The 26,307-nt window shown below is 35.4% G+C and carries 25 protein-coding genes; 3 read left to right on the forward strand and 22 right to left on the reverse strand.

Features of this window, described 5'->3' with window-relative positions:
• Window positions 1–2 precede the first annotated feature (2 nt).
• Window positions 3–395, reverse strand: a complete 393-nt coding sequence (locus B0A64_RS18575) for a DoxX family membrane protein (RefSeq protein ID WP_089480995.1) — start codon at window positions 393–395, stop codon at window positions 3–5.
• Between the two features lie 86 nt (window positions 396–481).
• Here B0A64_RS18575 and B0A64_RS18580 point away from each other — a divergent pair, with 86 nt between their 5' ends.
• Entirely contained in the window at window positions 482–1,315 is an 834-nt protein-coding gene (locus B0A64_RS18580) for a helix-turn-helix domain-containing protein (RefSeq protein ID WP_089480996.1), read from the forward strand.
• Window positions 1,316–1,330: 15 nt separating this feature from the next.
• Here B0A64_RS18580 and B0A64_RS18585 read toward each other — a convergent pair whose 3' ends face one another.
• The 12 genes from B0A64_RS18585 to B0A64_RS18640 form a co-directional block, all read right to left on the reverse strand.
• On the reverse strand, window positions 1,331–1,912 hold the full coding sequence (locus B0A64_RS18585) for an LOG family protein (protein ID WP_089480997.1): 582 nt from the start codon (window positions 1,910–1,912) through the stop codon (window positions 1,331–1,333).
• Window positions 1,913–1,987: 75 nt separating this feature from the next.
• Window positions 1,988–2,527, reverse strand: a complete 540-nt coding sequence (locus B0A64_RS18590; RefSeq protein WP_089480998.1) for a GNAT family N-acetyltransferase — start codon at window positions 2,525–2,527, stop codon at window positions 1,988–1,990.
• A 68-nt stretch (window positions 2,528–2,595) separates the two neighbouring features.
• On the reverse strand, window positions 2,596–3,720 hold the full coding sequence (locus tag B0A64_RS18595) for a lactonase family protein (protein WP_394338355.1): 1,125 nt from the start codon (window positions 3,718–3,720) through the stop codon (window positions 2,596–2,598).
• A 173-nt stretch (window positions 3,721–3,893) separates the two neighbouring features.
• Window positions 3,894–4,991, reverse strand: coding sequence for an MBL fold metallo-hydrolase (locus B0A64_RS18600; RefSeq protein WP_089481000.1), 1,098 nt, complete (start codon window positions 4,989–4,991; stop codon window positions 3,894–3,896).
• Window positions 4,992–5,103: 112 nt separating this feature from the next.
• Complete coding sequence (locus B0A64_RS18605) at window positions 5,104–6,150, reverse strand: serine hydrolase domain-containing protein (protein ID WP_089481001.1); 1,047 nt, start codon at window positions 6,148–6,150, stop codon at window positions 5,104–5,106.
• A gap of 170 nt (window positions 6,151–6,320) precedes the next feature.
• On the reverse strand, window positions 6,321–6,689 hold the full coding sequence (locus tag B0A64_RS18610) for a nuclear transport factor 2 family protein (RefSeq protein WP_089481002.1): 369 nt from the start codon (window positions 6,687–6,689) through the stop codon (window positions 6,321–6,323).
• A gap of 180 nt (window positions 6,690–6,869) precedes the next feature.
• Window positions 6,870–7,550, reverse strand: coding sequence for an aspartate/glutamate racemase family protein (locus B0A64_RS18615; protein WP_089481003.1), 681 nt, complete (start codon window positions 7,548–7,550; stop codon window positions 6,870–6,872).
• A gap of 34 nt (window positions 7,551–7,584) precedes the next feature.
• Window positions 7,585–8,001 carry a hypothetical protein gene (locus B0A64_RS18620; RefSeq protein ID WP_089481004.1) on the reverse strand — a complete coding sequence of 139 codons (417 nt, stop codon included), beginning with the start codon at window positions 7,999–8,001 and terminating at the stop codon, window positions 7,585–7,587.
• A gap of 46 nt (window positions 8,002–8,047) precedes the next feature.
• The gene (locus tag B0A64_RS18625; protein ID WP_089481005.1) at window positions 8,048–8,962 is read right to left on the reverse strand and encodes a helix-turn-helix domain-containing protein; all 915 of its coding nucleotides are present in this window, start codon (window positions 8,960–8,962) and stop codon (window positions 8,048–8,050) included.
• A gap of 12 nt (window positions 8,963–8,974) precedes the next feature.
• Entirely contained in the window at window positions 8,975–9,871 is an 897-nt protein-coding gene (locus tag B0A64_RS18630; RefSeq protein WP_089481006.1) for an NAD(P)H-binding protein, read from the reverse strand.
• Between the two features lie 819 nt (window positions 9,872–10,690).
• Window positions 10,691–11,032: a nuclear transport factor 2 family protein gene (locus B0A64_RS18635; RefSeq protein ID WP_089481007.1), complete on the reverse strand. Its 342-nt coding sequence runs from the start codon at window positions 11,030–11,032 to the stop codon at window positions 10,691–10,693.
• A gap of 18 nt (window positions 11,033–11,050) precedes the next feature.
• The gene (locus B0A64_RS18640; RefSeq protein WP_208863552.1) at window positions 11,051–11,830 is read right to left on the reverse strand and encodes a hypothetical protein; all 780 of its coding nucleotides are present in this window, start codon (window positions 11,828–11,830) and stop codon (window positions 11,051–11,053) included.
• Between the two features lie 232 nt (window positions 11,831–12,062).
• Here B0A64_RS18640 and B0A64_RS18645 point away from each other — a divergent pair, with 232 nt between their 5' ends.
• The gene (locus tag B0A64_RS18645) at window positions 12,063–14,570 is read left to right on the forward strand and encodes a M14 family zinc carboxypeptidase (protein WP_089481008.1); all 2,508 of its coding nucleotides are present in this window, start codon (window positions 12,063–12,065) and stop codon (window positions 14,568–14,570) included.
• 55 nt (window positions 14,571–14,625) lie between these two features.
• Here B0A64_RS18645 and B0A64_RS18650 read toward each other — a convergent pair whose 3' ends face one another.
• The 9 genes from B0A64_RS18650 to truA form a co-directional block, all read right to left on the reverse strand.
• On the reverse strand, window positions 14,626–15,030 hold the full coding sequence (locus B0A64_RS18650) for a hypothetical protein (protein ID WP_089481009.1): 405 nt from the start codon (window positions 15,028–15,030) through the stop codon (window positions 14,626–14,628).
• 75 nt (window positions 15,031–15,105) lie between these two features.
• Window positions 15,106–15,537 carry a GNAT family N-acetyltransferase gene (locus tag B0A64_RS18655; RefSeq protein ID WP_089481010.1) on the reverse strand — a complete coding sequence of 144 codons (432 nt, stop codon included), beginning with the start codon at window positions 15,535–15,537 and terminating at the stop codon, window positions 15,106–15,108.
• 133 nt (window positions 15,538–15,670) lie between these two features.
• Window positions 15,671–16,315 carry a suppressor of fused domain protein gene (locus B0A64_RS18660; protein WP_089481011.1) on the reverse strand — a complete coding sequence of 215 codons (645 nt, stop codon included), beginning with the start codon at window positions 16,313–16,315 and terminating at the stop codon, window positions 15,671–15,673.
• A 143-nt stretch (window positions 16,316–16,458) separates the two neighbouring features.
• Window positions 16,459–17,136, reverse strand: coding sequence for a carbonic anhydrase (locus B0A64_RS18665; protein ID WP_089481012.1), 678 nt, complete (start codon window positions 17,134–17,136; stop codon window positions 16,459–16,461).
• Between the two features lie 359 nt (window positions 17,137–17,495).
• Entirely contained in the window at window positions 17,496–18,242 is a 747-nt protein-coding gene (locus B0A64_RS18670; protein ID WP_089481013.1) for a DUF2314 domain-containing protein, read from the reverse strand.
• Window positions 18,243–18,454: 212 nt separating this feature from the next.
• A complete protein-coding gene (lpdA, locus tag B0A64_RS18675) occupies window positions 18,455–19,843 on the reverse strand; it encodes a dihydrolipoyl dehydrogenase (RefSeq protein ID WP_089481014.1) in 1,389 nt (462 codons plus the stop codon).
• Window positions 19,844–20,238: 395 nt separating this feature from the next.
• Complete coding sequence (locus tag B0A64_RS18680; RefSeq protein WP_089481051.1) at window positions 20,239–20,823, reverse strand: NUMOD4 domain-containing protein; 585 nt, start codon at window positions 20,821–20,823, stop codon at window positions 20,239–20,241.
• Between the two features lie 143 nt (window positions 20,824–20,966).
• On the reverse strand, window positions 20,967–22,721 hold the full coding sequence (locus tag B0A64_RS18685; protein ID WP_089481015.1) for an ABC transporter ATP-binding protein: 1,755 nt from the start codon (window positions 22,719–22,721) through the stop codon (window positions 20,967–20,969).
• Window positions 22,722–22,870: 149 nt separating this feature from the next.
• The gene (truA, locus tag B0A64_RS18695; protein WP_089481017.1) at window positions 22,871–23,611 is read right to left on the reverse strand and encodes a tRNA pseudouridine(38-40) synthase TruA; all 741 of its coding nucleotides are present in this window, start codon (window positions 23,609–23,611) and stop codon (window positions 22,871–22,873) included.
• Between the two features lie 591 nt (window positions 23,612–24,202).
• Between truA and B0A64_RS18700 the strand changes: the two genes are divergently transcribed.
• Window positions 24,203–26,119: an SPFH domain-containing protein gene (locus B0A64_RS18700; RefSeq protein WP_089481018.1), complete on the forward strand. Its 1,917-nt coding sequence runs from the start codon at window positions 24,203–24,205 to the stop codon at window positions 26,117–26,119.
• Window positions 26,120–26,307: the final 188 nt, after the last annotated feature.

The following is a 26,307-nucleotide window of genomic DNA, read 5'->3' on the forward strand; positions in this document are numbered from 1 at the left end:
TCTTATTTTTTAATTAATAAATCAATTGCCCAACTATTCGAATCAATAAAATGTAGTAATAAGGCAAAAAAAGCAATATGAATTAATTGCGAAGGAACTGCTTCCCAGTTCTCTATCATAGCGGTCCCAAATAATAAAGCCAGCATGACAAATCCTCCGGCTATCAGGGAAGGTTTTGTAAATAAACCTAATAAAAGTAGTAAACCAATACTAAATTCTGCTATTGGTAAAATGTAGCTAAAAGGTGTTACGATGAATTTAGGCAGCATAGAATTTTTGAAACTGCCAATCATCCAATTGCTAAAAGTGGTTAATTTAGGGAGCCGCACAAGCCCGTGCCCAAACATGCTTATGGCAATAGCAAGACGTACTAATAAAAAGGAGGTTGTTTCCATATTTTGTATGATTTTATAATACAAAGTTGAGAAGAATGCCTTTTTTAAATTTGTACAATCATTGGAATAATTTGTATTTTTGAATTATGGAAATTAGAAACTTATACCATCCTTTCGAGCTTCAGTTTTTAGAAGTTCTTGAATATGAACCTAAGGAGCGCAAGAACACGTTTTTTGAAATGGTTTTTATTCTGGAAGGAAAAGGAGTTCAGATTATTAACGATCATAGATTGCCTTATGCCTGCGACAAACTGTTTTTAATTTTCCCGCAGGATACACACAGTTTTGAAGTTATCGAAAAGACTAAGTTTTTCTTTATCAGGTTTCAGGACAGTTATCTTAAAACGCAAAGCAACAATTGGATTCAGAAATTAGAATTTATTTTTCATAACCACAATCATCTGCCGGGTTGTATTTTGAAAACCGTTTCGGATAAACCTTTGTTACGAGCCATGATCGAAGCTTTGATTCGAGAAGAGAACACTAATTTTCCGCAGCAGCAAGAAGTAATCAGGCAAATTTTGAATACTATAATAACCATTGCTGCCAGAAATATATCGCTTATTGCACCGCTGGCAGTTGCTCCGGCGAATGCAGAACCAAGTTTGGATTTACTTAATTATGTGCACCAGAATATTTATCGACCGGAAGCCTTAAAAGCACAAAAAATGGCAATGGAATTTAATATCTCACCTACTTATATCAGTGAATATTTTAAGACTAAAACCGGACAAAGTATCCAACAATATACGATTGCCTACAAAATTAAACTCATCGAAACGAGATTAAAATTTACCAATATGCAAATCAATGAGATCGTTTATGAATTTGGTTTTAGCGATGCAAGTCACTTGAATCGGTTGTTTAAAAAATATACAGGATTGAATCCAAGTGACTATAAAAAACAGTTTAAAAAATAGAATAATCAGGTAGTTTTAAACTTTTTTGGTATCAATCCATTTTCCAACGGTTGGCGGAACATAATTTTTCATTTGATTCAATAAATCATCAATATCATCACTTACCAAAAGCATTTGTTGATTAACATCTTTCAATAAACCTTTTTCGACCATAACTTTGGTTAATTCGATCAGAGAATCATAAAATCCATTAATGTTCAATATAGCGATTGGTTTTTTGTGTAAGCCTAATTGTGCCCAGGTCAGCATTTCAAAAAGTTCTTCGAGTGTTCCAAAACCACCAGGAAGAGCAATTACACCATCGCATAAATCATTCATTTTGGTTTTTCTTTCGTGCATACTTTCCACCAAAATTAATTCGGTTAAACCAAGATGTGCAATTTCTTTTGATCTTAAAAAGTTGGGTAGAACCCCAATTGCTTTTCCGCCATTGTTTAAAACTCCATCAGCTACAGCACCCATCAAACCTACGTTTGCTCCGCCATAAACCAGTTCTATATTTTGTTTGGCAAGTGTTTGCCCAAGTAAAGTCGCTTGTTCTTTGTAAATTTCTTCGGTACCAAAACTTGATCCGCAAAAAACGGTTATTCTTTTCATTGTTTAATTTTTAAAAGTAAAATGCATATTAATTATGAATTATGAATTATGAATTATGAATTATGAATGGATTTTTTATAATTCATAATTTTCAGCCTTCAACTCATATTCAAAATGCGGGATATCAACGCCATTGCTGGTAACATTCATTTCGGCAACTTTTAAACCGCCCAGTTTTGCTACTGCTTTTTGCGAACGAATATTATCTGCACCAATATGAAATAATATCGAATCGACATGTTGAAAAGCATAATCTATCAATAGTTTTTTATTGGATTTATTGTATAATCCGCCCCAAAATTTTCGGGCAATAAAGGTAAAACCAATTGCAATGCTGGATCTCTCCGGATTGTAATCATAATAACGGGTGTTGCCAACAATTTCATTTGTTTTTTTATCTAAAATCAAAAAGGCACTTTTTGAGTTGATGGCCGCATCAAAAAAAGAGCGGAAAACTTCTATTTTATATCGGTCTTTCATGGGGTGTTGTTCCCAAATCAAGGGGTCTGAAGCGACTTTATAAAGGGCATCAAAATCACTTTCCTGCAACGGAACTAATTTTGTAATTTCGTCTTCGAGAAGCGCAGGTTGTAAGTTAAATTCAGAATTATTCATTTTTCAGAGTTTTTATAGTTTTTGTTTGCCATGAATTGCACGAATGGCCACGAATTTAAAATAAAAATTTAAATCCTTTTGATCTGCACACAGGAAACATTCTCCATTTTAATTTCATTTCCCACTTTTTTAAGCAATCCTGTTTTTGTATTTCTTTCAAAGACTATTACGTTTCCGGAAATGACATTGGTTGCAATTAGAAATTTTCCACTTTCATCAATGGCAAAAATTCTCGGATGATTTCCTAAAGTCGATTGATAGCCAATATTTTTCAAGAGACCATTTTTGGCAATAGAAAAAATAGCGATATTGTTTTCTTTTCCGCGATTTGTAGCGTACAAAAATTTTCCGTCCGGCGAAATATGAATATCTGAACTTTCAAAACCCGTTGTTATAGTATCGGGATGCGTATTTATGCGCTGGATTTGTTTTAAGGTTCCGTTTTGGTATTGATAAACACTTATGGATCCAGTCATTTCTTCGATGCAATACCCGAATTTTTCATTAGGATGAAAAGTAAAATGCCTGGGTCCGGCTTCTAAATCGGTTTTTGTAAACGGAATATTCGTTTCTGTAAGAGGTTGCTTTAAAGTTTCATCAAAATGATAACAGCGAATTTTATCAGCACCTAAATCAGGCAGAAACAAGTAATCGTTTTGAGGCGAAAATACGGTCGAATGCACGTGTGATTTTGTTTGTCGTTCTTTATTTACGCTCCCGTCTGCATACTGAAAATTTTGTGTAAGCGAATCAATCTGACCATTTTCGAGTAATGGATGAACGGAGACACTACCTTCAGTATAATTACCATTTACAAGCCATTTGCCGTTTTTATGAACAGACAGATAAACCGGATTTTCTCCACCACTGGATTGTTTGTTTAAAAAAGTAAGGGTTTTATTTTTGGGATTAAATTCAAAACTACTCACACTTCCTGCATTTGGCGTTTTGGTATCCGTACAGGCATAAACATATTTTCCGTTGGGTGATAAAGTCAGATACGATGGATTGATACTATTCGTTGCCGAAGTTACTTTGGTCAGGTTACCCTTTGACAGATCCAATTGATAAACCTGAATAGATTCTGCCGCTTTATCACGGTTATACGATCCTAAAAATACATAGGTCTCTTGTGCAAACATATTGAATGTGAACAAAAAAGCAATCGCAAAAAAAGTTGTTTTTAGTTTCAAAGGTTTATTTTTTAGTTTCGGTTTTCAGTTGCAGTCCCAGTTGCAGTCGCAGTCGCAGTCCCAGTTTTCAGTTATTCAATCTATAATCTTTCCTCTTTATTCTATACTCTTTACTCTTTATTCTATAATCTTTATTCTATACTCTTTAATCTTTATTCTTTCCTCTTAATTCTTTATTCCACCCCATTCCACCATTGTTCAAATTTCTGGTTTTCGTTTTTAAGTTCGACTAGTTGCCCAATCATTGGTGTAATTAGCGGAATTGGGTTTGCTGAGGCTGCGTTTAATTCAGTTACTTTTTTTAGAGGTTCGTCCCAAGAATGAAGTGACAGTGAAAATTTTGAAGAATGAACCGGAAACACTCTTTTTGCTTTTATATCTGTCATGGCTTTTATAACATCTTCGGGTAGATTATGAATGTATTTCCAGGCAGGATTATATTGTCCGTTATCGATAAGTGCAATATCAAAAGGACCAAATTTAGTACCTATTTCTGCATAATGAGTATCGTAACCGCTATCACCGCCAAGGTACATTTTAAAATTTTTGGTTTCCAGCACAAAAGACATCCAAAGGGTATTGCAGCGTTTAAAACTTCTGCCGGAAAAATGTCGTGACGGAGTGGTATAAAGTGTTAAGTTCTGATCGAGTTCTATTTTTTCATGCCAGTCTTTTTCTATGATGTTTTCAGTTGCAAATCCCCAAAATTCAAAATGAGAACCTACACCAAGGGCACAGATTATTTTTTTTGTTTTAGGCTTTAATTTCAGGATTGTTTTATAATCCAGATGGTCATAATGATCGTGTGTAATCAGTAAATAATCAATTTCCGGCAGATCATCGACAGTATAAATATCAGTTCCTTTAAACGATTTTGTAGTACCTGGAACAGGTGAGGCGTTGCCGCTAAAAACGGGATCGATTAAAAAACGTTTTCCCTCAAGCTGAATGTAATATGACGAATGTCCAAACCAAACCAGAATATCCTGATCGATAGAAAGTTCGAGTAAATTGGTTTTTTGGGACGGAATCAGGTCTGTTGGAATTTTTCGTTTTACTTTTTTAAACAAAAAATCAGAAATTACCGTAAAGTAGCTGTAGCCTTCTGCAAGTTCTGGTGTAGCAGAGCTGTTTTCGAATTTTCCGTTCTTGAATTGTGGTGATTTTTGTATTAAGGCTAATCGTGCTCCGGAAGGTTTTTTACCAAATTGCGGATGCTGTAAAAAGAGAATAAGGCTTGCAACTAAAAGTAGTATAAGGGTAATAATCATGATAATTTTTAATTTGAGGAATGTGTTTTTTTTGTTTCATCATCGACAGCATTAATAAAATCAGCAACACTGTTTTGGGTTTTGGTAGTTTTATTCTTTGCCAATGTCTTTTTTATTTTTGAGTTAACAAATCGCTTTTCAATAAAATATTTTTAATTTTAAATTCTGAAGCATAGAACAAATCCGGATTCTCGTTCATTTGATTTTCTAAAACAATCAGACTTACATCGCTTTCCGGAAAATACAAATTTACAGAAGAAAATCCATCGCCCAGACCTGTGTGACCTATATATTTGAAGGTGTCTTTTTCGATAATCCGAATCCCGTAACCGTAACCTTCTTTTTCTTTACCAAAGAAATTATGTTGCGACAAAACATTATATTTTAGCATTAACTGATACGTTTCAGGTTTCAGAATTTTTGCTTTATGAAGATTATTATTCCAAATTGCCAAATCCTTTACAGTCGAAACAATCCCATCTCCGCCTAAAGTTTCGGGTGTAATCTGAGAATCTTTTTTTACTTCAAAAATACCTTTAGAATTATAATGCCCTGAAACCAGATTTGAAGCTTTTGCGGGAGAATAGGCAAAGGTATTTTTCATGTTTAACTTACTGAAAAGTGCATTGGCTACTACAGAATAACTTTTTTGGGTTGTAAATTCGACAATTTTACCCAACAAATTAAAACTTAGATTCCCGTATTTAAAATCAGTTCCGGGTCTAAAAGCCAATGGTTTTTGCAAATCAACGATGCCGTGTGTATGGTTTAAAAGTTGATGAACCGTTATAGAATCTGCCCAGGTTTGGGTAAGTTCCGGCAAATATTTTTTGATGGGTGCGTTAAGATCGATTTTTCCTTTTTCGACTTCCAGCAAAATCAAAACAGCAGTAATTAGTTTGCTATTTGACATGATTTCGAATTGGCTATCGATTGTCAAAGGTTTTTTAGAATTAAAATTGGCAAACCCTTCTACTTTAGAATATAAGGTTTTTCCGTTTTTAGAAATCAGGACAACACCATTAAAAACCGGCTCGGTATTTTTAAGCAGACTATCAATCTGAAAAGAATAATTGTCTTTTTTTTGAGCAAAAGAATTACAATTTGAAAATATAAAAACTAAAGGCAGGAAGTAGCAAAATCTGGAAATAAAATTCATTTTTTTTAAAGGTTTTTTTTAAGTTTTCAGTCCCGGTCTCAGTTTTCAGTCTCGGTCTCGGTCTCAGTATTCAGTCTCAGTCTCAGTTTTCAGTCTGGGTTGTAAGCTGCGACTGCGACTGAATACTGCGACTGAATACTGCGACTGAATACTGAAAACTGTATACAAATCTAGAACATTCCGTTTTCGTTAATGGGTTCTCTTGGTATAGGTTGTCCTAAATCCCAGAATTCGACAATTTTATCCAGTTTAAATTTAAGAATATGCACAACGGCAAAACCCAGATCAACAGGAGTTTGTTTTAAATGAGAATGTACGGCAACCAGATTTCCATCTTCGAGGATATGGTGAATTTTAAAAACTTTATTCGGGTTTGTTCTCGTAGATTCTTCCATTGCCAGCATCAAAGTATCGGCATCACCTTTGAAATAAGCATTATGATGTTTAAATTTTTTACTTACATACAGTCGAAACGCTTCATGTGAATGCCCTTTTGCAGCGAGATTTAAAAAATTTTGGGCTATTTCTTTCCTGGTCATAATCTTAAAATTTAAAAGCTAACTAAGTTATAAAATAAGTATGTAGCAAAATCAAAAATTAACCAATAATTTCAGAATTATTAACACATCAAAACATCGATTTTATAAATGCAAATTGGCGTTTGGCTAATTAAAAATCACATCGTTTTTTAGGCAATAATAATTCTGAAGACCTTAATCTTACCCCAGCATAAAGTTTACAATAGCTTCAGAATGTATTTTTGTGGTATCAAAAACAGGAATAGAAAAATGGGATTGATCCATCAATAACGGAATTTCGGTACAACCCAAAATAATACCCTGAGCACCGCGCGCAATGAGTTCGTTGGCAATGTTGATATAATTTTGCTTAGAATCCGGATTGACGATCCCTCTGCCTAGTTCTTCTTTGAGCACGTGTTGCATATAATCGCGGGTTTCCTGTTTTTCAGGAATAAGAACCTCTAAGCCAAAACTTTTGAGGTGATCTTTATAAAAATCCATTTCCATTGTAAACTGAGTTCCTAAAAGACCAACAGTTTTAATTTTTTCCTGCGTTATGGCTTTTGCAGTTTCGGTCCCGATGTGAATCAACGGTAATCCAATTTCTTTTTCGATTTCGTCAGCATACATGTGTGCCGTATTGGCGCACAATACAAGGGCATCGACACCGCTTTTCTTTAAACTCAGGCAGGCATTCAATAAGATTTCGTATGATTGTTTCCAGCTCTTTTCCTGTAAATCGCCAAAATTTATAGAATAAATCAGGCACTCTGCAAATTGCAGTCCGCCTAGCTTTTTATTTACGCCTTCGTTAATTAATTTATAATAATCAATTGTCGAAATCCAGCTGATTCCGCCTACAAGTCCAACTTTTTTCATTGTTATTTTGAGATCTGTTGTTGTAAAAATGCCTTTATAATTTCTTTTTCTGAACCAGTTTGCTTGCCAGAAAAGCTGTTGGCAAATAAGCAAAAATTAAATCTATTGCAGAAAACCAGACAGGCGAAGGAAGTGTATATACATTTACAATACCACCTAATAAAAAGAAAGCGCCAATTAGTAAGGCCAATTTTGTTTGGTGACTGGCAGCAATTAATACAGTTGTCAAAGCGCCTGCAAAAGTCCCGATGGCATGTGCTAAAAATGGAAAAATAAAATGTTTGGGTTCAAACAAATGCATCGTCGCTTTTAATCCTTCCATTGTGGTAACGTCAGCACCGTTTGGAGGCGGAATCACGGAACTACTCATTAAGATAATTGCCATATTGACAACGCTTCCAACAAAAAGACCAATAATAACGGCGAGCGTATTCTTGAAAATAGAATTCATAATTTTTATTTTAGAAGAACGAATTTACTAAAATTATGACTTGTATTTAGTTAAAAGATTGTCTGAATTCTATTGGAGAAACATTTGTTTTGGTTTTAAATAATTTGCTAAAAGATTGATGATGTTCAAAACCCAGATCAAAAGCAATTTCGCTTATTGACAAGTTTGTTGTTGAGAGTTTTTCTTTGGCTTTTTCGATCAATTTATCGTGTATGTGTTGTTGTGTGCTTTGACCGGTAAGCGATTTTAGTAATCCACTTAGATAATTGGGCGTAACATTCAACGTTTCGGCAATATAATGCACGCTTGGCAACCCTTTTACAGACAATGACTGACTGCCAAAATAGGCTTCGAGTAAGATTTCTAAACGTGCCAGAATCTCATGATTGCTTATTTTTCTGGTAATAAACTGGCGGTTATAAAAACGTTCAGCATAGGTAAGCAGCAATTCGATTTGAGCAATAATTACGTCCTGACTAAATTTGTCGATATTCGATTGGTATTCTTGCTGAATATTTTTCATGATGCCAATAATCATTTTCTCTTCTTTGTCTGAAAGATGCAAAGCTTCATAAACCGAATAACCAAAATACTCGTATTGTTTGATTTTTTTTGCCAGTGGCGTATTCCACAAAAAATCAGGATGAACAATTAATGCCCATCCTGTATGTTGCAACTCCGCATTGCCCTCTATAGAAAAAACCTGACCGGGCGAAATAAACAACAAAACACCTTCGTTAAAATCATATTCCTGCTGGCCGTATCGCATCTTGGCATTTGGGCTGCGTTTTAAGGCAATCGAATAAAAATCAAGCAGCAAACTTTTGGGTTCATCTTCGTTTAAGCGTTTAAGATCTTCAAAATTATAAACGCTTACCAAAGGATGTTCAGGTTTTGGCAAATCTCTAAATTCGTGAAATTCGCTTATTGTTTTTATGCGGTGTGGTTGATTATTTGCCATAGCCTAAGGTACTTATTTCTGGTTAAAGATTGCAGCAAATTCCGGAGCATAATCTGCCAGTTTTACTTTGCCCATAACCGCTGGTTTGTTTCGTGAGTAATCTTCGCCCAATAAACCATTGTAAAGTCCGGCGTACATCTCGACCAATCCCTGCGCAATTTTAGGCTGCATACCCACATTTACCAAACCGTTTAAGGTTTCGTCATCGCTGATTAAAACCCATTTTAAATCTGGTTTTCCTATGGCTTCTCCCAAAATTCGGGCAGTTTCGTCGCCTGTAACTTCTTCGCTTACGACATAACGAACATTTTTCCCGTCTGGCTCAGTAATTAATTCTTCGGCAATTGCTGTGGCAATATCATTAGGAGAAACAAACGGAATCATCCTGTCGGCACCATAATTTGCAGCAATTATTCCCTGAAATTTAATCATTGGTATATAAGCCAGTAAATTATAAAAGAAAGAAGTTGGACGCATAAATGTAATCGAAACATCCTGAAGTTTGTTCAAAACACCTTCGATCTCATTGTAACGCTGAATAATTCCTGAGTTTTGTTCCAGATGTGCGCCAATACTGCTTAAAAACACCACACGTTTCACGGCTGATTTCTGGATTGCCTGCGCATAATTATTCCCAATTTTTCGGGTAAAAGCGTCCAGATCAAGATTGGGGTCAAAATAATTGGCACGCGGGATCATACAATAAACCGCGTCTGCGCCTGTAAAAATTTGGGTCAAAAAAGCGACATCTTCTACAGAGCCAATGGCTGCGTGAGCTCCCAAAGATTCAATTTCGGCTTTTTTATTATCGCTACTGCTAATTACCGTAACCTGATGCCCTTCTTGCACTAACTTCTGTGTCAATGGCTTGCTGATGTTCCCTAAAGAACCTGTAATTATAATTTTCATCTCTATAAATTTTATAGTACAAAGTTGCGCAACATTCAAACAACACATTTAGCCAAAACTATTATTATCGCAGTCTAATTTTTATTTTCAGGAGCAGAAGAAATATTTTCAAAAGACCTTTTGTCCCGCTGTCCGCTTTATCTTTTTCTTTTTGCTATCGCTTAAAGAAAAAGGATGCCGCTGCCATCGGGGCTAGAGTAGCGGTTTATATTTTTATAAGAACTTTTTTTTCCAAAAGAATCGATGGCAAACCTAACAGGTTTTAAAAACCTGTCAGGTTTCTTTGTCAACACCCAAATAGAATGATATAAAGCAGTTTAAAACCGTAAAATTAGTGCGCATTGAGATTAAACGATCATTGCGAAGTAATAAAATCAATAAGCAATGTAAAAACCTTACAAGATACAGCGGTTTTTGGTATCTTCGCAGTCCTAAACGTTAAACCATGATATTAAAAAAACTTTAGCCCGTGTGATATGGTGATGGTATTGGAAACAACCGCAACGCTCTTGCAGCGTAGGACACCTAAACCATGCGGGCTTTTTTTTTAAGAACATTATAATTTATTAACCCGTTGGGTATAATTAATTTTAACACATAGAAACATAGCTTTTGGATCTATAAAAAAGGCGTTTCACTTGTTTAAAATGCACATAGCCTAGCTATGTGAAAGAAATGTATTTCTTTTTGCATTCCTTTTGACTAAAAAAAGCTATGTTTCTATGTGTTAAATATATATTTTTTGACCCAAGCGAAGCAAACAGACGAAGTAATTACACCCAACGGGTTAATTTATTAAAATCAATTAAAAGAGAAATTTTACGTTTTTATCAAATCCATTCTGCTTATTTTTTGATCCTTTATTTCAAAAATAACTACTTGTTCTTTTTTTTCAGGACTTCCGTTTCGACCCGAAACATATTCATGAACTATTGCTTTATTATCAAAAAAGATGGTTTTTATAATTCCGGCATTCAAATCAGGAGATTGCTCAAAAAGGTTGCGAAACATTTCTTCACATTCTTTATAGCCATTAATTGCGAGTGTATTTTCGGGAAAACTGTATATTTTAATAGGCTCAGTATACAAAGACATCATACTTTTTAGGTCTCTGGTATTAAAAGCTAACATTTGCAAATCGATAATTTCTTCTATATTCATTTTATATTCAAATTCGTTTTATTCAATTCGTTTTACCACATTATCAAGATCATCAACGACTAGTTTAAAGATGATTTTATCGTTGGGGAAATGTTTTTGCATGTCGTTTCGCAGCTCAACAAAAGACAAGTAAGAAGCTAAATCATTATGGATCGATTCGTTGCAGGAAATAGATATTTCGTAGCTTTTATCGGTTTTCTCCAGGTAAATATATTTAGTAATGCTTTCGTCAAAAAAGTTTTCTTTCTTAAAAGCGTCGGCAATTTTATCAGCTTCATTTTCATTAATATTGCTTTGATAAGCAATTTCATGATTCATAGTGCCATATTTTTTTGTAGACTCGGTAAGTCTTCCGTTGGCGGCTTCGTTCAAAAACGAAACTCCTAAAAGCACCGCAACCGTAACAATGCAACCCAGAAGAGAAATTCCTGCCGTTCGCCACCCGCCAAACTCTTGGCCGCCATTTTTTTTATGCTCGTTTATTTTTTCTTCCTGAAAACGTTTTGCCAAATAACTGGCAACCGACATGTAAATAATTGGAAATATAATGTTTGGAATATTTATATTTTCCGGAATTAAAAAGATTAAACCAAAAATGAAGATGGTGGAAAGTACGGTAATAATCCAGGTCTTTTTTACTTTATCAAAATCGTTAAAAACGCTAAAGTTTTCGGCAATAAAATACCCTGCAACCAATGGTCCTCCTAAAAAAGTCCCTATCCGAATTGCATTTTCAGAATAGATTTTTTCTGTTGGCACTTCTTCAAAAACCGATTTTTCGATTACTGCTTCTTCCATCGTTACTGTTATTTAAAGTTTTATGAAACGAAAATACAAATTATAACCACAACATTCTGCGGATTTTTTTACTTTAAAAATTAGAAATGTAAATTGAATATAATGATCCAAAAAGTTATTTCTGTAATAAATAATTCAAACATTGAGACTAAAAAAGGAATATTTTTTGCGATTTTTAGATTGGTACAAAGTTAATTGTTATTTTTAACGACCTTTCAAATTTAACTTACTTATGAAGAAAACATTTCTCGCGACAGTATTGCTGTTAACCGTTTCTTTTTCGGGTTTTGCACAACTAAAAACACCATCAGAATTTATTCCCAATTACGGAAAACAAATTAGCTATTATCATCAGGTCGAAGATTATTTTAATTATCTGACGGAACAATCGCAATCCATCAAAAAACAAAAATACGGAGCAACAAACGAGCAACGGGATCTTAATGTTTACTATATCTCTACGCCTGAAAATCTGGCAAATCTGGAACAAATCAGGAATAATAATTTGGCCGCAATTGGACTATCTGATAAAAAAAATCCGGCAGTCGAAGATAAAATTATTGTTTGGCTAAGTTTTAATGTACACGGAAATGAATTTGCAGGAACCGAAAGCGCGCTAACGGTTGCTTACGAACTTTTGAATCCGTCGAATGAAGCGGCAAAAGAATGGCTAAAAAATACAATCGTAATTCTGGATCCTTGCATAAATCCTGATGGATACTCTAGATACGGGAATTGGTTAAGAGAAATCTCGGGCAAAAAAACACATCCGGGATTGTATGATCGCGAGCACATGGAAGTCTGGCCGGGCGGGAGATACAATCATTACCTTTTTGACCTGAACAGGGATTGGGCGTGGCAAACGCAAATAGAATCGCAACAACGCATAAAATTGTACAATCAATGGATGCCGCAGGTACATACAGATGTGCATGAAATGAGCTATAATTCTCCTTACTTTTTTCCGCCCGCAGCAGAACCTTTGCATGAGTTTATAGAACAATACCAAAAAGATTTTTATAATGTTTTGGGTAAAAATATCTCTCAAAAATTCGACAAACAAAACTGGACATACACGACTCGCGAACGATTTGATTTATTTTATCCCAGTTATGGCGATACATATCCTACCTACAACGGTGCAGTGGGCTTAACGCTGGAGCAGGGCGGGATAGGAGCCGGGCGCGAAGTTACGATGGAAAACGGTGCAAATGTTACCATAAAAGATCGATTGACACATCATGCAACTGCAGTTCTGACGGTGGTCGAAAGTGCCGCTTCGCAAAAAGACGTTTTGATAAAAGGTTTCAGGGATTTTCATACCAATGCCAGAAAAAAAGCAAAAGGGGTTTATAATACTTATGTCCTGAAAAGCAATCCTAAAATAGAACAACTGACAGCGTTATTGAAGAAAAATGATATTGAATTTGCTTATGCAGATGCTTCTGCAAATGAATCGGGTTTTCATTATCAAAGCAAGAAAAACGAAAGTTTTAAGATAGATCCCAACGATTTGATCATAAAAGCAGATCAGCCAAGATCTGTTCTGGCTCAGGTTTTGTTTGAACCCAATCAAAAATTAAATGATAGTTTATCGTATGATATTACAGCCTGGGCTTTGCCTCTGGCGTATGGTATCGAAGGTTATGCGGTAAAAAATAATCTTGTGATAAAAACGAAAACCAAAATCGAAGTACCGGAAAAAAATATTCCGGCAAGTGTTTATGCTTTTTATGTACCCTGGAATAACAGGGTTTCGGCTCAGGTAGTTTCCCTATTGCATCAGGCAGGAATAAAAGTGAGATCGGCAATGAAAAAAGCAGTTTTTGGTACCGTTTCCATCGAACCAGGCGGCTTGATTATAAGCAGGGCCGATAATCCTAAAATTGCTGATTTTGAAAAAACAGTAAGCGATATCATCAAGATCAAAACCGATTATAGTTTTATAACCACTGGTTTTTCGACCAATTCTAAAGATATTGGCGGGGAGAATTTTGTACTTCTAAAAGCGCCAAAAATTTTAATGTTGTCCGGCAAAGGAGTGGTTTCTACAGAGTTTGGTGCGACGTGGTTTTATCTGGACGAAACAATTGGTTATCCGGTAAGTATTGTCGAGACGGCTAATTTTGGTCGTGTCAAATTGTACAACTACAATACGTTGATTCTCTCAGAGGGACAGTATGATTTTGCCGATGATCAGAAAAAACAAATCGATGAATGGGTAAAAAATGGCGGAAAAGTAATTGCAATGAGCAGTGCTATTTCGCTGTTTCAGGATCGCGAAGGGTATGCTTTGAGTTTATTTGCAAGTAAGGAGGACAAAGAAAAAGCAGAGAAAGAGGACAAAGAGACCGAACTTAAAAAACGCTTTCTGGATTTTGAAGGTTCAGAGCGAAGAGGGATTTCAGGCTCTATTCCGGGTGCGATAATCGAGAATAAATTAGATAAAACCTATCCTATGGCTTTTGGGTTGGGTAATACTTATTTTAGCCTTAAAAGCAACGAAAGATCATTTTCGCTACTTAAAAATGCCATAAATGTAGCTTATATTCCTAAAGGATATTTAAGTTATGGTTTTGTGGGTAACGATATCAGGAAAAAACTAAACGAAACGGTGAGTTTTGCCGTCGATAAAAAAGGCGACGGAACGGTAATTTATATGATGGATAATCCGCTTTTTAGAGGTTTCTGGGAAAACGGAATTCTGCTATTCAGTAATTCGCTGTTTTTAGTCAATTAGAAAAACAAATCAATAGAAATCTGCTTTTCAGTTCTTGTCCTGAAAAGCAGTTTTTTTATTTTATACGAGTGTAACTAGATCCAAAACAGTCTGCACATTCATCGCTCAGGTACAAATTATTTCCTTCGATTTTAAAAGATTTTGGGATAAAATATTTATCAGGATTATCGCTTACAATCATTGGTCTGTCTTCTCCAAAAATAGATTTTTGAGTTTTTATCGCAAAGGTATTCTCATGAGTCAGTTTGCCGTTGCTATATTCTTTAAGCGTAGAACCAGAAAATTCAATATAAATAACAGCATTCAACGATTCAGGAGTATCGGTTGATCCCGTAATTCCGCCGGAAGTTTGCACTAAACTCCATTTGCCTTCTAATGATTTCTTAATAGATGTATCAGAATCATCGCTATTGCAGGACATAAATAATATTAAAGCAAGTATTAAGTAAAGTTTTTTCATGGTTTAAAATATTACATTGGTTTAATTAATAGATGTAAATTTAGTTAAATGGTTGCTTTATAATTGCTTAAATAATTATTGTATAGGTTCATCCAGCTTAAATAAAATAAATTCTCCGTGTCCGGATGCTCCTCTTTCTTTTTCTATAAATCCTTTTTTTATATAAAAAGCTACGGCTTTGGTATTATTTTCTAAGCATTTTAAAGTAACCGGAAAATGGGTTTCCTTAATTGCAGACTTTAGCAATAATGTTCCCAAACCTTTATCCTGATAAGTTTGGTCTACATATAAATTATGAATAAAATTATTGGGCATCCAGATCGAAATAAATCCTACAGGAACATCCAGATCAATTGCTACAAGAACCAATTCTCCTTTTGTATCTCTTTCAAAATCTTCTAATTTAAATTCTGAAGGATCAAGCCATGAAAACGTCGTTTGTCTTTCTTTAAGGTATAATGTTCTTAAAGTTGGATAATCACTATTTTTAATTTCTCTTATTTCCATACTTATTTAAAATCAGGTTAAAAGGGATTTTTTAGATTTCTATTTCAGTTCTAAAGGCTATCACGGCATCTCCTTTTATTTGAATGGGACATTTGTAGCGTGTCTGCAAATGGGTAAACAGGCAAAATTGATACTACTTCCTTGTTAGATCCGTAATGAGCAAAGGATTGTTTTCTTTGAGCTTATTGTATAATTCTTCGGCAGTTTCCGGATTTTCTTTTAGATAGTCAAATTCGGCCGTAGTGATGCCAACAATTTGCAAAAAAGAAACTTCGCCGTGTGGGGTTTGTATTTTTTCCAGTTCAGGATCTGCAACAATCAGCAAAGCTGTAATATCAGTCTCGGTATCAAGACGAATTGGTCCGTTTGCAGGCATATAATGAAACTCTTCGAACCAGTTACCGCTGTTAAACACATATTTGGCAATATTTTGCAACAAGGCAATAGGCCAGCTTGGGGTTTCGCTATCATCCTTAAACGGTTTTAGCCTGAAGGTAAGTTCGAATCCCCATTTGCTAAATTCGCTTTCCAGTTTTTCTTCGTCATAATATAATTCCGAAAAGCCATAAGTGATATAGTGATAATGGTCTGTTAGTTTTTTACTTTCATAAACACTTATTCCGTCAAGCGGATCTTCTCCGCCAAGCATATAATTTATTGGAGGCATAAAATGTTTGGGTTCCTGATTGGGATAAAGGCGTTCGAATTCCTTATCAATTGATAGCCAGCCCACTGCATCTTCGTCTGTAAATTGTTTTTTGTATTCGTCTAATGTCATGTTTCCTTTTATAAATAATTGATATATAAAAGTATCATTTTTTGTTAAAGTGTGCCGCTAAAAATTAAAAAATATGAAGGCACAAAAAAATCCGATACAGTTTGCATATCGGATTTCTTTAGAAGAATATTTTTGGTTCGAAATTATAACTGTGTTACTTTTCCGGTATGAACATCATATCGCATCGAAACAATTTTAGTTTTATATTCTTTCAAAATCGAATTCTCTTGTATGAGTTTTGTCGAGTGTTTGATATTGGCATCAATTGCACCCAGATAATTGTTTACTTTGGGCTTTACTTTATCGGCTTCGATTTCTTCATTTTCCAATGAAATAGTTTCTACGATATTATCGATATGATTAAAATGCTTTTTGTAGGCTCCGTCTTTATCATTAATGTAGGCTTTTATAGCACCACATTCTGTGTGTCCCAACACTACAATTAATTTTGTATCCAAATGCTCTACAGCATATTCGATACTGCCCATATCAATATCTGATATTAGATTACCGGCATTTCGTATTACAAACAAATCGCCAATACCCTGATCAAAAACAATTTCTGGAGATACCCTGCTGTCTGAGCATGTTATGATTACGGCAAAAGGTTTTTGTCCGTCCTGATTCTTTAATACAGATTCTTTGTTTTGGTGGGGATGTATAGAGGTTTGATCTAAAAAACGTTGATTACCGGCAGTTAATTTTTCTAAAGCACTCAGGTTTTTACTTTCCTTGACAGGATTGTTTTTCTGAGGCGTATCTTTTCTACATCCAAGGATAGAGAAAAAGATCAACAATAAAATTGCAATTTTTACTTTCATAATTCAAATATTTAAGTTAAAATTCTATTATATCTTAATAGAAGTGCAAAATTACATGTCTTTTTTCATCGAGATAGCCACGAAAAGTTTTTTCTGTATAAAAAAGGTTTAATTTTCAGGTAGTTAGAATGATTTACGGATGTTTTCAATTTTCTTGATTTGATCATTGTCGTATAATTATTTTAAAACACAGTATTTTAGTTGTCTAAAATATTTTAACACATAGACACATAGAATTAGGTTACTCAAAAAAAAGGCGTTTCACTTGTTCAAAATAAGCATAGTGGTCTTTGTGAGAGAAATGTGTTCAAAAAAAAAATCCGACTTGCTTTCACAAATCGGATTTCTAAGGTATGTTTTTAAAAAACTTCAATCAAATGTTGCCATTTGAGTTGCTCTGCAAAGTCCTGAGCCGTTTTGTTGTTGTGTGTTTTGGCATTTACATCAGCACCGGATTCTATAAGAGCTTTTACAATTGTGCTATTACCTGCAATTGCTTCGCGGTGCAGGAAAGTATATCCTGATTCGTCCTGCGCGACAAGTTCATTAGGGTTTGCTTTTACAAACTCAACCAGACTATCCTTCATGTTTTTGCTCATTGGGTGTTCGATCAGGTTCTCCGGTTTTTCTTTTTGCTCATAGGCAACCAGAATATCATTAAAATCACCAAAGTTTAATCCCCAGGCTTCGTCATGTTCTTCTCGCTCAGTTTCGCTCATTTCTGATCGCATGGCATGTATCGTAAAACCACCATAGGTTTTGTCCTGACTGGCAAACAGCCAATCGCTAATCTGGTTTACCGGAATCTCGACATAATCGCCATTGCTTACATTTGTTAACTCATCCGGATCGTTTACCAAGGTGCCTTTTATCTTTTCGCCATCAAAATTAATGTCGTTTATCCACATGTGTTCTACTACAGTATCATTGTCTATTTCCTGAGTAAAGGCCAATTTTACGCAAGCAACATCAAGTGCAGGAACTACACGGCGATATTCCCAGGAGATTTCTCTCCAGAAATATTTAAAAGTTTCCTGAGCTTTTTTGAATGCTTCGATCATTTTTGGACTTTCTCCGTCTGCAAAAAATAGGGGTGTATTTTCCATCCTTTATATTTTAAATAACTAATTTTTATAACGTAAATATAGTTTTTTTGCTACAAAATGAAAAACAGTTTCCGTTGATTTTAAGATTTTTTTATGGTGTCAAGGGCTGTATATAAACAAAAATCCGATCTGTTTTCACAAATCGGATTTTTTTAAATTGAAAATTATATATAACCTCTAAAAGATGCATCTGTCGCGCATCTCTACAACTATTACAAGTGAATTACCTCGCCATAAGCATCAGCTACAGCTTCCATAACAGCCTCGCTCATGGTTGGGTGAGGGTGAATAGATTTAAGGATTTCATGACCTGTAGTTTCTAGTTTACGAGCTACAACTGCCTCAGCAATCATATCTGTAACGCCAGCACCAATCATGTGGCATCCTAACCATTCTCCGTATTTAGCATCAAAGATTACTTTTACGAATCCGTCAGCAGCACCGGCAGCTTTTGCTTTTCCTGAAGCCGAGAATGGGAATTTACCAATTTTTAATTCGTATCCTTTTTCTTTAGCTTGTTTCTCTGTCAAACCTACAGAAGCAATTTCTGGAGTTGCATAAGTACAACCCGGAACGTTTCCGTAATCGATTGGGTCTACGTGTAAACCTGCAATTTTTTCGACACAGTTAATTCCTTCTGCAGAGGCTACGTGAGCCAAAGCTTGCCCTGGAGTAACGTCTCCAATTGCATAGTAACCCGGAATATTAGTTGCGTTAAAAGCGTTTACTAAGATTTTATCTCTGTCTACAGCAATTCCAACTTCTTCAAGACCTATGTTTTCGATGTTTGTTTTAATTCCAACTGCCGATAGTACGATGTCTGCTTCAAGAATTTCTTCTCCTTTTGCTGTTTTTACGGTCGCTTTTACTCCGGTTCCGGTAGTATCAATTTTCTCAACAGAGGAGTTGGTCATAATTTTTACACCTGCTTTTTTCATTGAGCGCTCCATTTGTTTCGAGATATCCTCGTCTTCAACAGGAACAATGTTTGGCATAAATTCTACAATAGTAACATCAGTTCCCATTGAGTTGTAGAAATGTGCAAATTCAACTCCAATAGCACCTGAACCTACGATAATCATCGATTTTGGTTGCGTTGGTAATGTCATTGCCTGACGGTATCCTATTACTTTTACACCATCCTGAGGTAAGTTTGGTAACTCACGAGAGCGGGCTCCTGTAGCAATGATAATATGGTCAGCGCTATATTCAGTAACTTTATTGTCTTTGTCTGTAACGTCAAGTTTTTTACCTGGTTTTAGTTTTCCAAAACCTTCAATAACGTCAATTTTGTTTTTCTTCATCAGGAACTGAACTCCTTTGCTCATTCCGTCAGCAACATTACGGCTACGTTGAACTACAGCTGGGAAATCTTTATCAAATTCAGAAACTTTTAATCCGTAATCAGAAGCGTGTTTTAAGTAATCAAAAACCTGAGCTGATTTTAGTAATGCTTTTGTTGGGATACATCCCCAGTTTAAACATACACCACCAAGGTTTTCTTTTTCAACTACAGCTACTTTAAAGCCTAATTGTGAAGCTCTAATCGCTGTTACATATCCGCCAGGACCACTTCCTAAAACAATAACGTCGTATTTCATTTTTTTGGTTTTTAGTATTTAATATCGAAAAAGAAGTTTTATAATTCCGAAACTCAATTTCGATTTCTCACGTTTATTTTGTGATTGCGAATTTAAGGAATTATTTTAAAAAATGCCTTAAATTTTATTTTTACCCACACCAATTTTGATCTTTTCACAGAGATCAGTCTAATTGTGAATTGTAAATTGTGAATTATGAATTGAAAAATTAGATTTGAAGGTTAAATCTTTAGTACAAATCTTTGTCTCTGTCAAAAAAAAAAATAACCACAGATTACAAGATTAAAAGGATTAAAAAAATCTGTGTTAATCTTGTAATGTGTGGCTAAATAAATTTTTGGCTTATAAAGATCTCAGTTTTTTAAATCTTAAATCTTAAATCTGCAATCTAAAATCTAAACCTTAACATGTCCCCAATTTTCGCCGCTGGCGATACGTCTTATTTGCATTTCGCTTACGCCAAATTGTTTGGCGATCATTTTAAGACGTGTTTTTTGTTCCGGTCGGGCCAGGATTTTCTTGATTAACATGACTTTGGTAGTTGTTAATTTTCTTCCGTCGGCCTTTAAGTTGTGTTCTATAAGATTCTTTTTTGCCTGGATAACGCGTGGGCTTTTACGACTATGGGCCATCATTTCGGCTTTTGTAGCCCAACGCAAATTATTTACATCATCATTACTTCGGTTGTAATCCAAATGAAGTACATAAGTTTGTTCTTCAGATGTTTTTGTGATAAAGTATTGGGCAACTAATTTGTATAAAAAGAGATATTTATTAACGATCTTGTCGTCTTTTTTTACTTTAAATCTAAAAGTTGGATAACCATCGCTTAAACCGCCTTTTAAAAGACGTCCGTCTTTGATATCATCGGAAAAACTTATTAGGCGACCTTTATTTGAAATTGCATATCTAAGTTGTAATGAGGCGTTTATTTCTATTTCTTTGAACTCTTCGTTAGGATAAAATCTATTTTGTGGCATTTTCTTTTTCATTTGAATTTTGTCTCTCAAAGATAAATAATTCAAAAAAAAGTAATACTATGCTTTGGGGCGCGAAGCACTAGTTTTATGATTCCTATAACGCTAATTTAACTTTTTTAAGAACTTTTTTAGCATTTCAAAATCTAATTCGCCACAGCAAATTGCGAGTCATAGAGGTTTTTATAGAAACCATCGGTTTTATTAAGCAATTCGTGGTGCGTTCCCTGTTCTACAATCAGGCCTTTATCCATTACCACAATTTTATCCGCATTTACAATAGTAGCCAATCGATGCGCAATGATAATCGAAGTTCTTCCTTTGGTAATCGTTTCGGTAGCGCGCTGGATCAATTCTTCAGAGTAGGTATCAATTGATGATGTCGCCTCATCCAAAATCAAAATACTTGGATTACTTACATACGAACGTAAAAAAGCGATCAACTGGCGTTGTCCTGACGAAAGCATCACCCCACGTTCCTTTACATCAAAATCATAATTATCCGGCAAACTCATAATAAAGTCGTGTACACCAATCTTTTTGGCAGCATCCAGAACTTTCTCCCGTGTTATTTGAGGATTGTGCAAAGTAATATTGTTGTAGATCGTATCTGCAAACAAAAAAACATCCTGCAAAACCACTGCAATTTGTTTTCTTAAGGAAGCCAAAGTATAGTTTTCGATATTATGACCATCAATAAAGATCGTACCGCTATTGATCTCATAAAAACGATTGAGCAAATTGATAATAGTCGATTTTCCGGCTCCTGTAGAACCTACAATGGCAATAGTTTGTCCGGAAGCCACAGAGAGATCGATTCCTTTTATGACTTCTTCCTCCGGAATATAGCTAAAACGCACTTGATTAAATTCTATTCTTCCGTCAAAAACCGGCGCTTCAAGGGTTCCCGTATCCTGAATATGATCCTGAGTGTCTATAATATCAAATACACGATTGGCAGCGATCATCCCCAATTGCATCTCGTTAAATTTATCTGCAATCTGACGCAGCGGGTTAAACAACATCCCTATAAACATCGTATACGAAAATAAATCTCCAAAAGTTGTAAAATGATCTCCGTTCAGAATTTTAAAACCGCCATAAACCACTACTAATCCCAGAGTAATAGAAGAGATAATATCGGCAATTGGAAAAAATATCGAGTTGTATAAAATCGTTTTAATCCAGGCAACTCTGTGTTTATCATTGATTACCCTGAAATTTTCGGCTTCGATTTTCTCCCTGTTAAAGAGTTGTACAATCTTCATTCCCGTAACACGCTCTTGTACAAACGAGTTCATGTTGGCGATTTGTGTACGGACTTCTTCAAACGCAACTTGCATTTTGCGCTGAAAAACACGGGTAATAACAACCAAAATAGGCATGGCAACCACCACAATCCAGGTTAGTTTCCAGTTCATGTAAAACATAAAAAGCAAGACCACCAGCATTTTCATCAAATCGCTTATGATCATAAACAAACCCTGACTAAAAATACGGGCAATCGATTCAATATCAGATACAGATCTGGTCACCAATTGTCCTACCGGAACCAGATCAAAATACTTCATTCTAAAACTCAGGATATGCTTAAAAAGTTTGGTTCGAATATCTTTTACAATATCCTGCCCGAGCCAGTTTGCCCAATACACAAAATAAAACTGAGAGAAAACTTCAAACAAAAGAACCACCCCCATTAAAACAATATACATCAATAACCCCTCTTTATCGTGTGTCTTGATATAGCCGTCGACCGTTTGTTTTAACAAATAGGGGCGAAGGGCTGCAAAAATCGATAAAGAAACGGCAAAGAGAATAACGCCGTAATAGCGCCATTTATAAGGTTTGGTATATTTTAAGATTCGTTTGAATAATCCGGTATCAAATGCTTTTGCTTTCATTTTTATTTTTTGGAGCTATTCCTGCTTTTCATTTCAAGTTTTTCTCAAAAATATGTTTTTGTACTGTTTTTATCGAAGCTTCCGTTGGTCGCTTCATAAAAACACAAAAACAATATTTTTATCAAAAAAGCTTTTCACTGCAATCAGGGCTATTTTATGATGTAATCGTAATAAATTTCGGTTAAATACAATCCGTGTGCCGGAACCGAAAATCCGGCTTTTTCTCTGCTTTTACTCGCGATAATATCTTCAAGATCTGTTAGAGAAATTTTATGCAGACCAATGTTGATCAAAGTACCTACTATTGCGCGAACCATGTTTCGTAAAAACCGATTGGCCGATATGGTAAAAACCAGTTTGTTGTTTTCGATTTTCCAATATGCCTCAAAAATCGTGCAATCAAATGTGTTTACATCTGTATTTACCTTCGAGAAACATTGAAAATCGGTATGATTGAGTAAAATTTGTGCGGCTTCGTTCATCAAAGCTACATCTAATTTTTGATTAAAATACCAACTCAATTCCTCCAAAAACGGATTTTTAACAGTATTGATATGGTATTCATACGTTCTTTTTGTAGCGTCAAAACGGCAATGTGCATCGTCATGAACCACAATGATATCAAAAATGGCTATGTCTTTAGGCAAATAAGAGTTGAGTTTGTGCACCAAAACCGGAATGTCGATCGCGGTATCAAAATCAAAATGTGCATACATTTCCTGTGCATGAACACCCGTATCAGTTCGTCCCGCACCCATTGCATTTATAGGAGCATTTAATAAAACCGAAAGTGCTTTGTTTAAAGTTTCCTGAACAGATGATGCGTTGGGCTGAAATTGCCAACCATGATAATGCGTTCCGTTATAGGCGAATTGAATAAAATATCTCAAGGTGAAGGTTCATAGGTTCTGAGGTGCAAAGGTACAAAGTTTTTCTTTATAGGTTCAAAGTTACAGAGGTACAGAGGTTCAAAGGTACAAAGGTTTCTTTGTAGGCTCAAAGCAACAAAGTTTTTCTTTATAGGTTAAACGTTGTATAGGTACAGAGGTTCATAGGTTTTTTATAATGGTATTGTAGAGTCGCACAGCAGTGCGTCTCACGTTTCATAGATTTAAATAAACAAAACGATAAAGAATATAACATTGACAGACCTAACAGGTTTTAAAAACCTGTTAGGTCTCTATTGATCATAAAAAACCTTTGTAGCTTTGAACCTCTGCACCTTTGTATCTCAATAAAAAAACCTTTGTACCTTTGTACCTCAGAACCTCTGTAACTTCTTCAAAAAACTGTTAATACTAAAAATACCAATCATAGTTTAGCCAGCAAAAAATCGTGTCAGAAATTGACAATTCCAACGATTTAATCAAAGGGGTTTTTTAACAGTATTTAATTAAAATTAACAAAAGTTAATTTTAAGATTTTTTCATTTTAATAGGAAATATTTCTGTTATGTTTGTAGTCTAATATAACCAAAAATTATGAATGAAATTACTTCTTATTGGTGGATAATTTTAATCTTATTCTCCATAATCTTTTACAAATTTATTTTACGTGTTTTCTTCGGAATGGTAATGGTTCCTGAGGATAAAATTGGTTTAGTGACCAAAAAATTCGTTTTGTTCGGTGCAGATAAATCACTTCCTGATGGTCGTATTATTGCGACAAAAGGAGAAGCAGGTTATCAGGCAAAAACGCTTGCTCCGGGTTTATACTGGGCAATGTGGATCTGGCAGTATTCTATAGACATGTCAGGATTTACCGTTATTCCGGAAGGCAAGATTGGATTGGTTTTAAGTAAGGACGGGCAGGAAATCCCAACCGGACGAATCTTAGCCCGAAAAGTAGATAGTGATAACTTTCAGGATGCTACTTTTTTCTTGGACAATGGCGGACAAAAAGGACGTCAGACGGCTTTTATTACCACAGGATCGTATCGTATTAATACGTTTTTGTTCGAAATTGTTATGGCAGACCAAATCAAGATTTACGAGAACATGATTGGTATTGTAACCGCTCTGGACGGAGAACCAATTCCGCAAGGACAAATTGCCGGTAAATTTGTCGAAGGGCATAACAACTTTCAGGATTTTGACAAGTTTCTGGATACCGGCGGAAACCGTGGATTACAGCCTCAGGTAATGTTGGCAGGATCGTACTACATTAATACCTGGGGAGTACAGATAGAACAAAACCCAATGACCGATGTGCCTATTGGATATGTAGGTGTTGTGATTTCGTATATTGGTGAGGACGGACAAGATGTGACCGGAGATACTTTTAAACACGGAAATATAGTTTCGAAAGGACAACGTGGTGTTTGGATGGAACCTCTTGGACCCGGAAAATATGCTTTGAATAAATATACAACAAAGCTGGAAGCTGTGCCTACAACAAACCTGGTTCTAAACTGGGCAAATGCCAGAAGCGAATCGCATGATTTAGATAAAAATCTTTCTACGATTACCGTGCGTTCAAAAGATGGTTTCCCGTTTAATCTTGACGTGGCACAAATTATTCATGTTCCGGCAGCCGAAGCGCCAAAAGTAATTGCTCGTTTTGGAAGCATGAACAACTTGGTTTCTCAGGTTTTAGAACCTACAATTGGTAACTATTTTAGGAATTCAGCGCAGGATAGCGATGTTATATCTTTCTTGTCTACAAGAAAAGAACGTCAGGAATCAGCTAAAAATCATATCAAACTAGTACTTGACGAATACAATGTAAATGCAGTTGATACTTTGATTGGAGATATTGTTCCGCCAGATTCGTTGATGAAAACCTTAACAGATAGAAAGTTAGCCGAAGAAGAGCAAAAAACCTATCAAACCCAAAGAATGGCGCAGGAACAACGTCAGGGGATGGAAAAAGAAACGGCGATTGCAGACATGCAAAAAGAAATTGTTCGTGCTTCGCAAAGTGTCGAAATTGCACAGCGTACAGCAGATGCAACAGTTAAAAAAGCCGAAGGGGATGCAACCAGTTTAAAACTGAATGTAAACGCTGAAGCCGAAGCAACAAAAATGCGTGCCAATGCTGAGGCCGAAGCTACAAAAGCAAGAGCAGGAGCACAGGCCGAAGCTACGAAGCTAAACGCCAGTGCCGAAGCAGAAAGAATCTCTAAAACAGGTTTGGCAGAAGCAGAGAAAATTATGGCAATTGGTAAATCGACTGCAGAATCCTACCAACTTCAGGTGAGTGCGATGGGCGGTGATAATTTTACCCGATATAAAGTAACCGAAGAAATTGGAAAAGGTAATATCAAGGTAATTCCTGATGTCTTAATTTCCGGAAACGGTGGTTCTGATGGTTCAATCAGTGGTCTCTTAGGGTTAAAGCTAATGGAAATGATGGATACCAAAGATTCTAAAGATGGTAAAAGTCCTAAAAAACAGTAACTGTAATAATATTTAGATTTTCTAACAGGTTTTTAAATTCTGTTAGGGCTGAATTCTAGATGTGGGATTAATAACAATAATAAATAATAATACCTAACAGGTTTTGAAAACCAGTTAGGATAGGATAAAAAATCCGATTTGTGAAAATAGATCGGATTTTTTTATGTTTAAAAATAAACAAACCCACA

This window comes from Flavobacterium araucananum (assembly GCF_002222055.1).
GTDB classification, from domain to species: domain Bacteria; phylum Bacteroidota; class Bacteroidia; order Flavobacteriales; family Flavobacteriaceae; genus Flavobacterium; species Flavobacterium araucananum.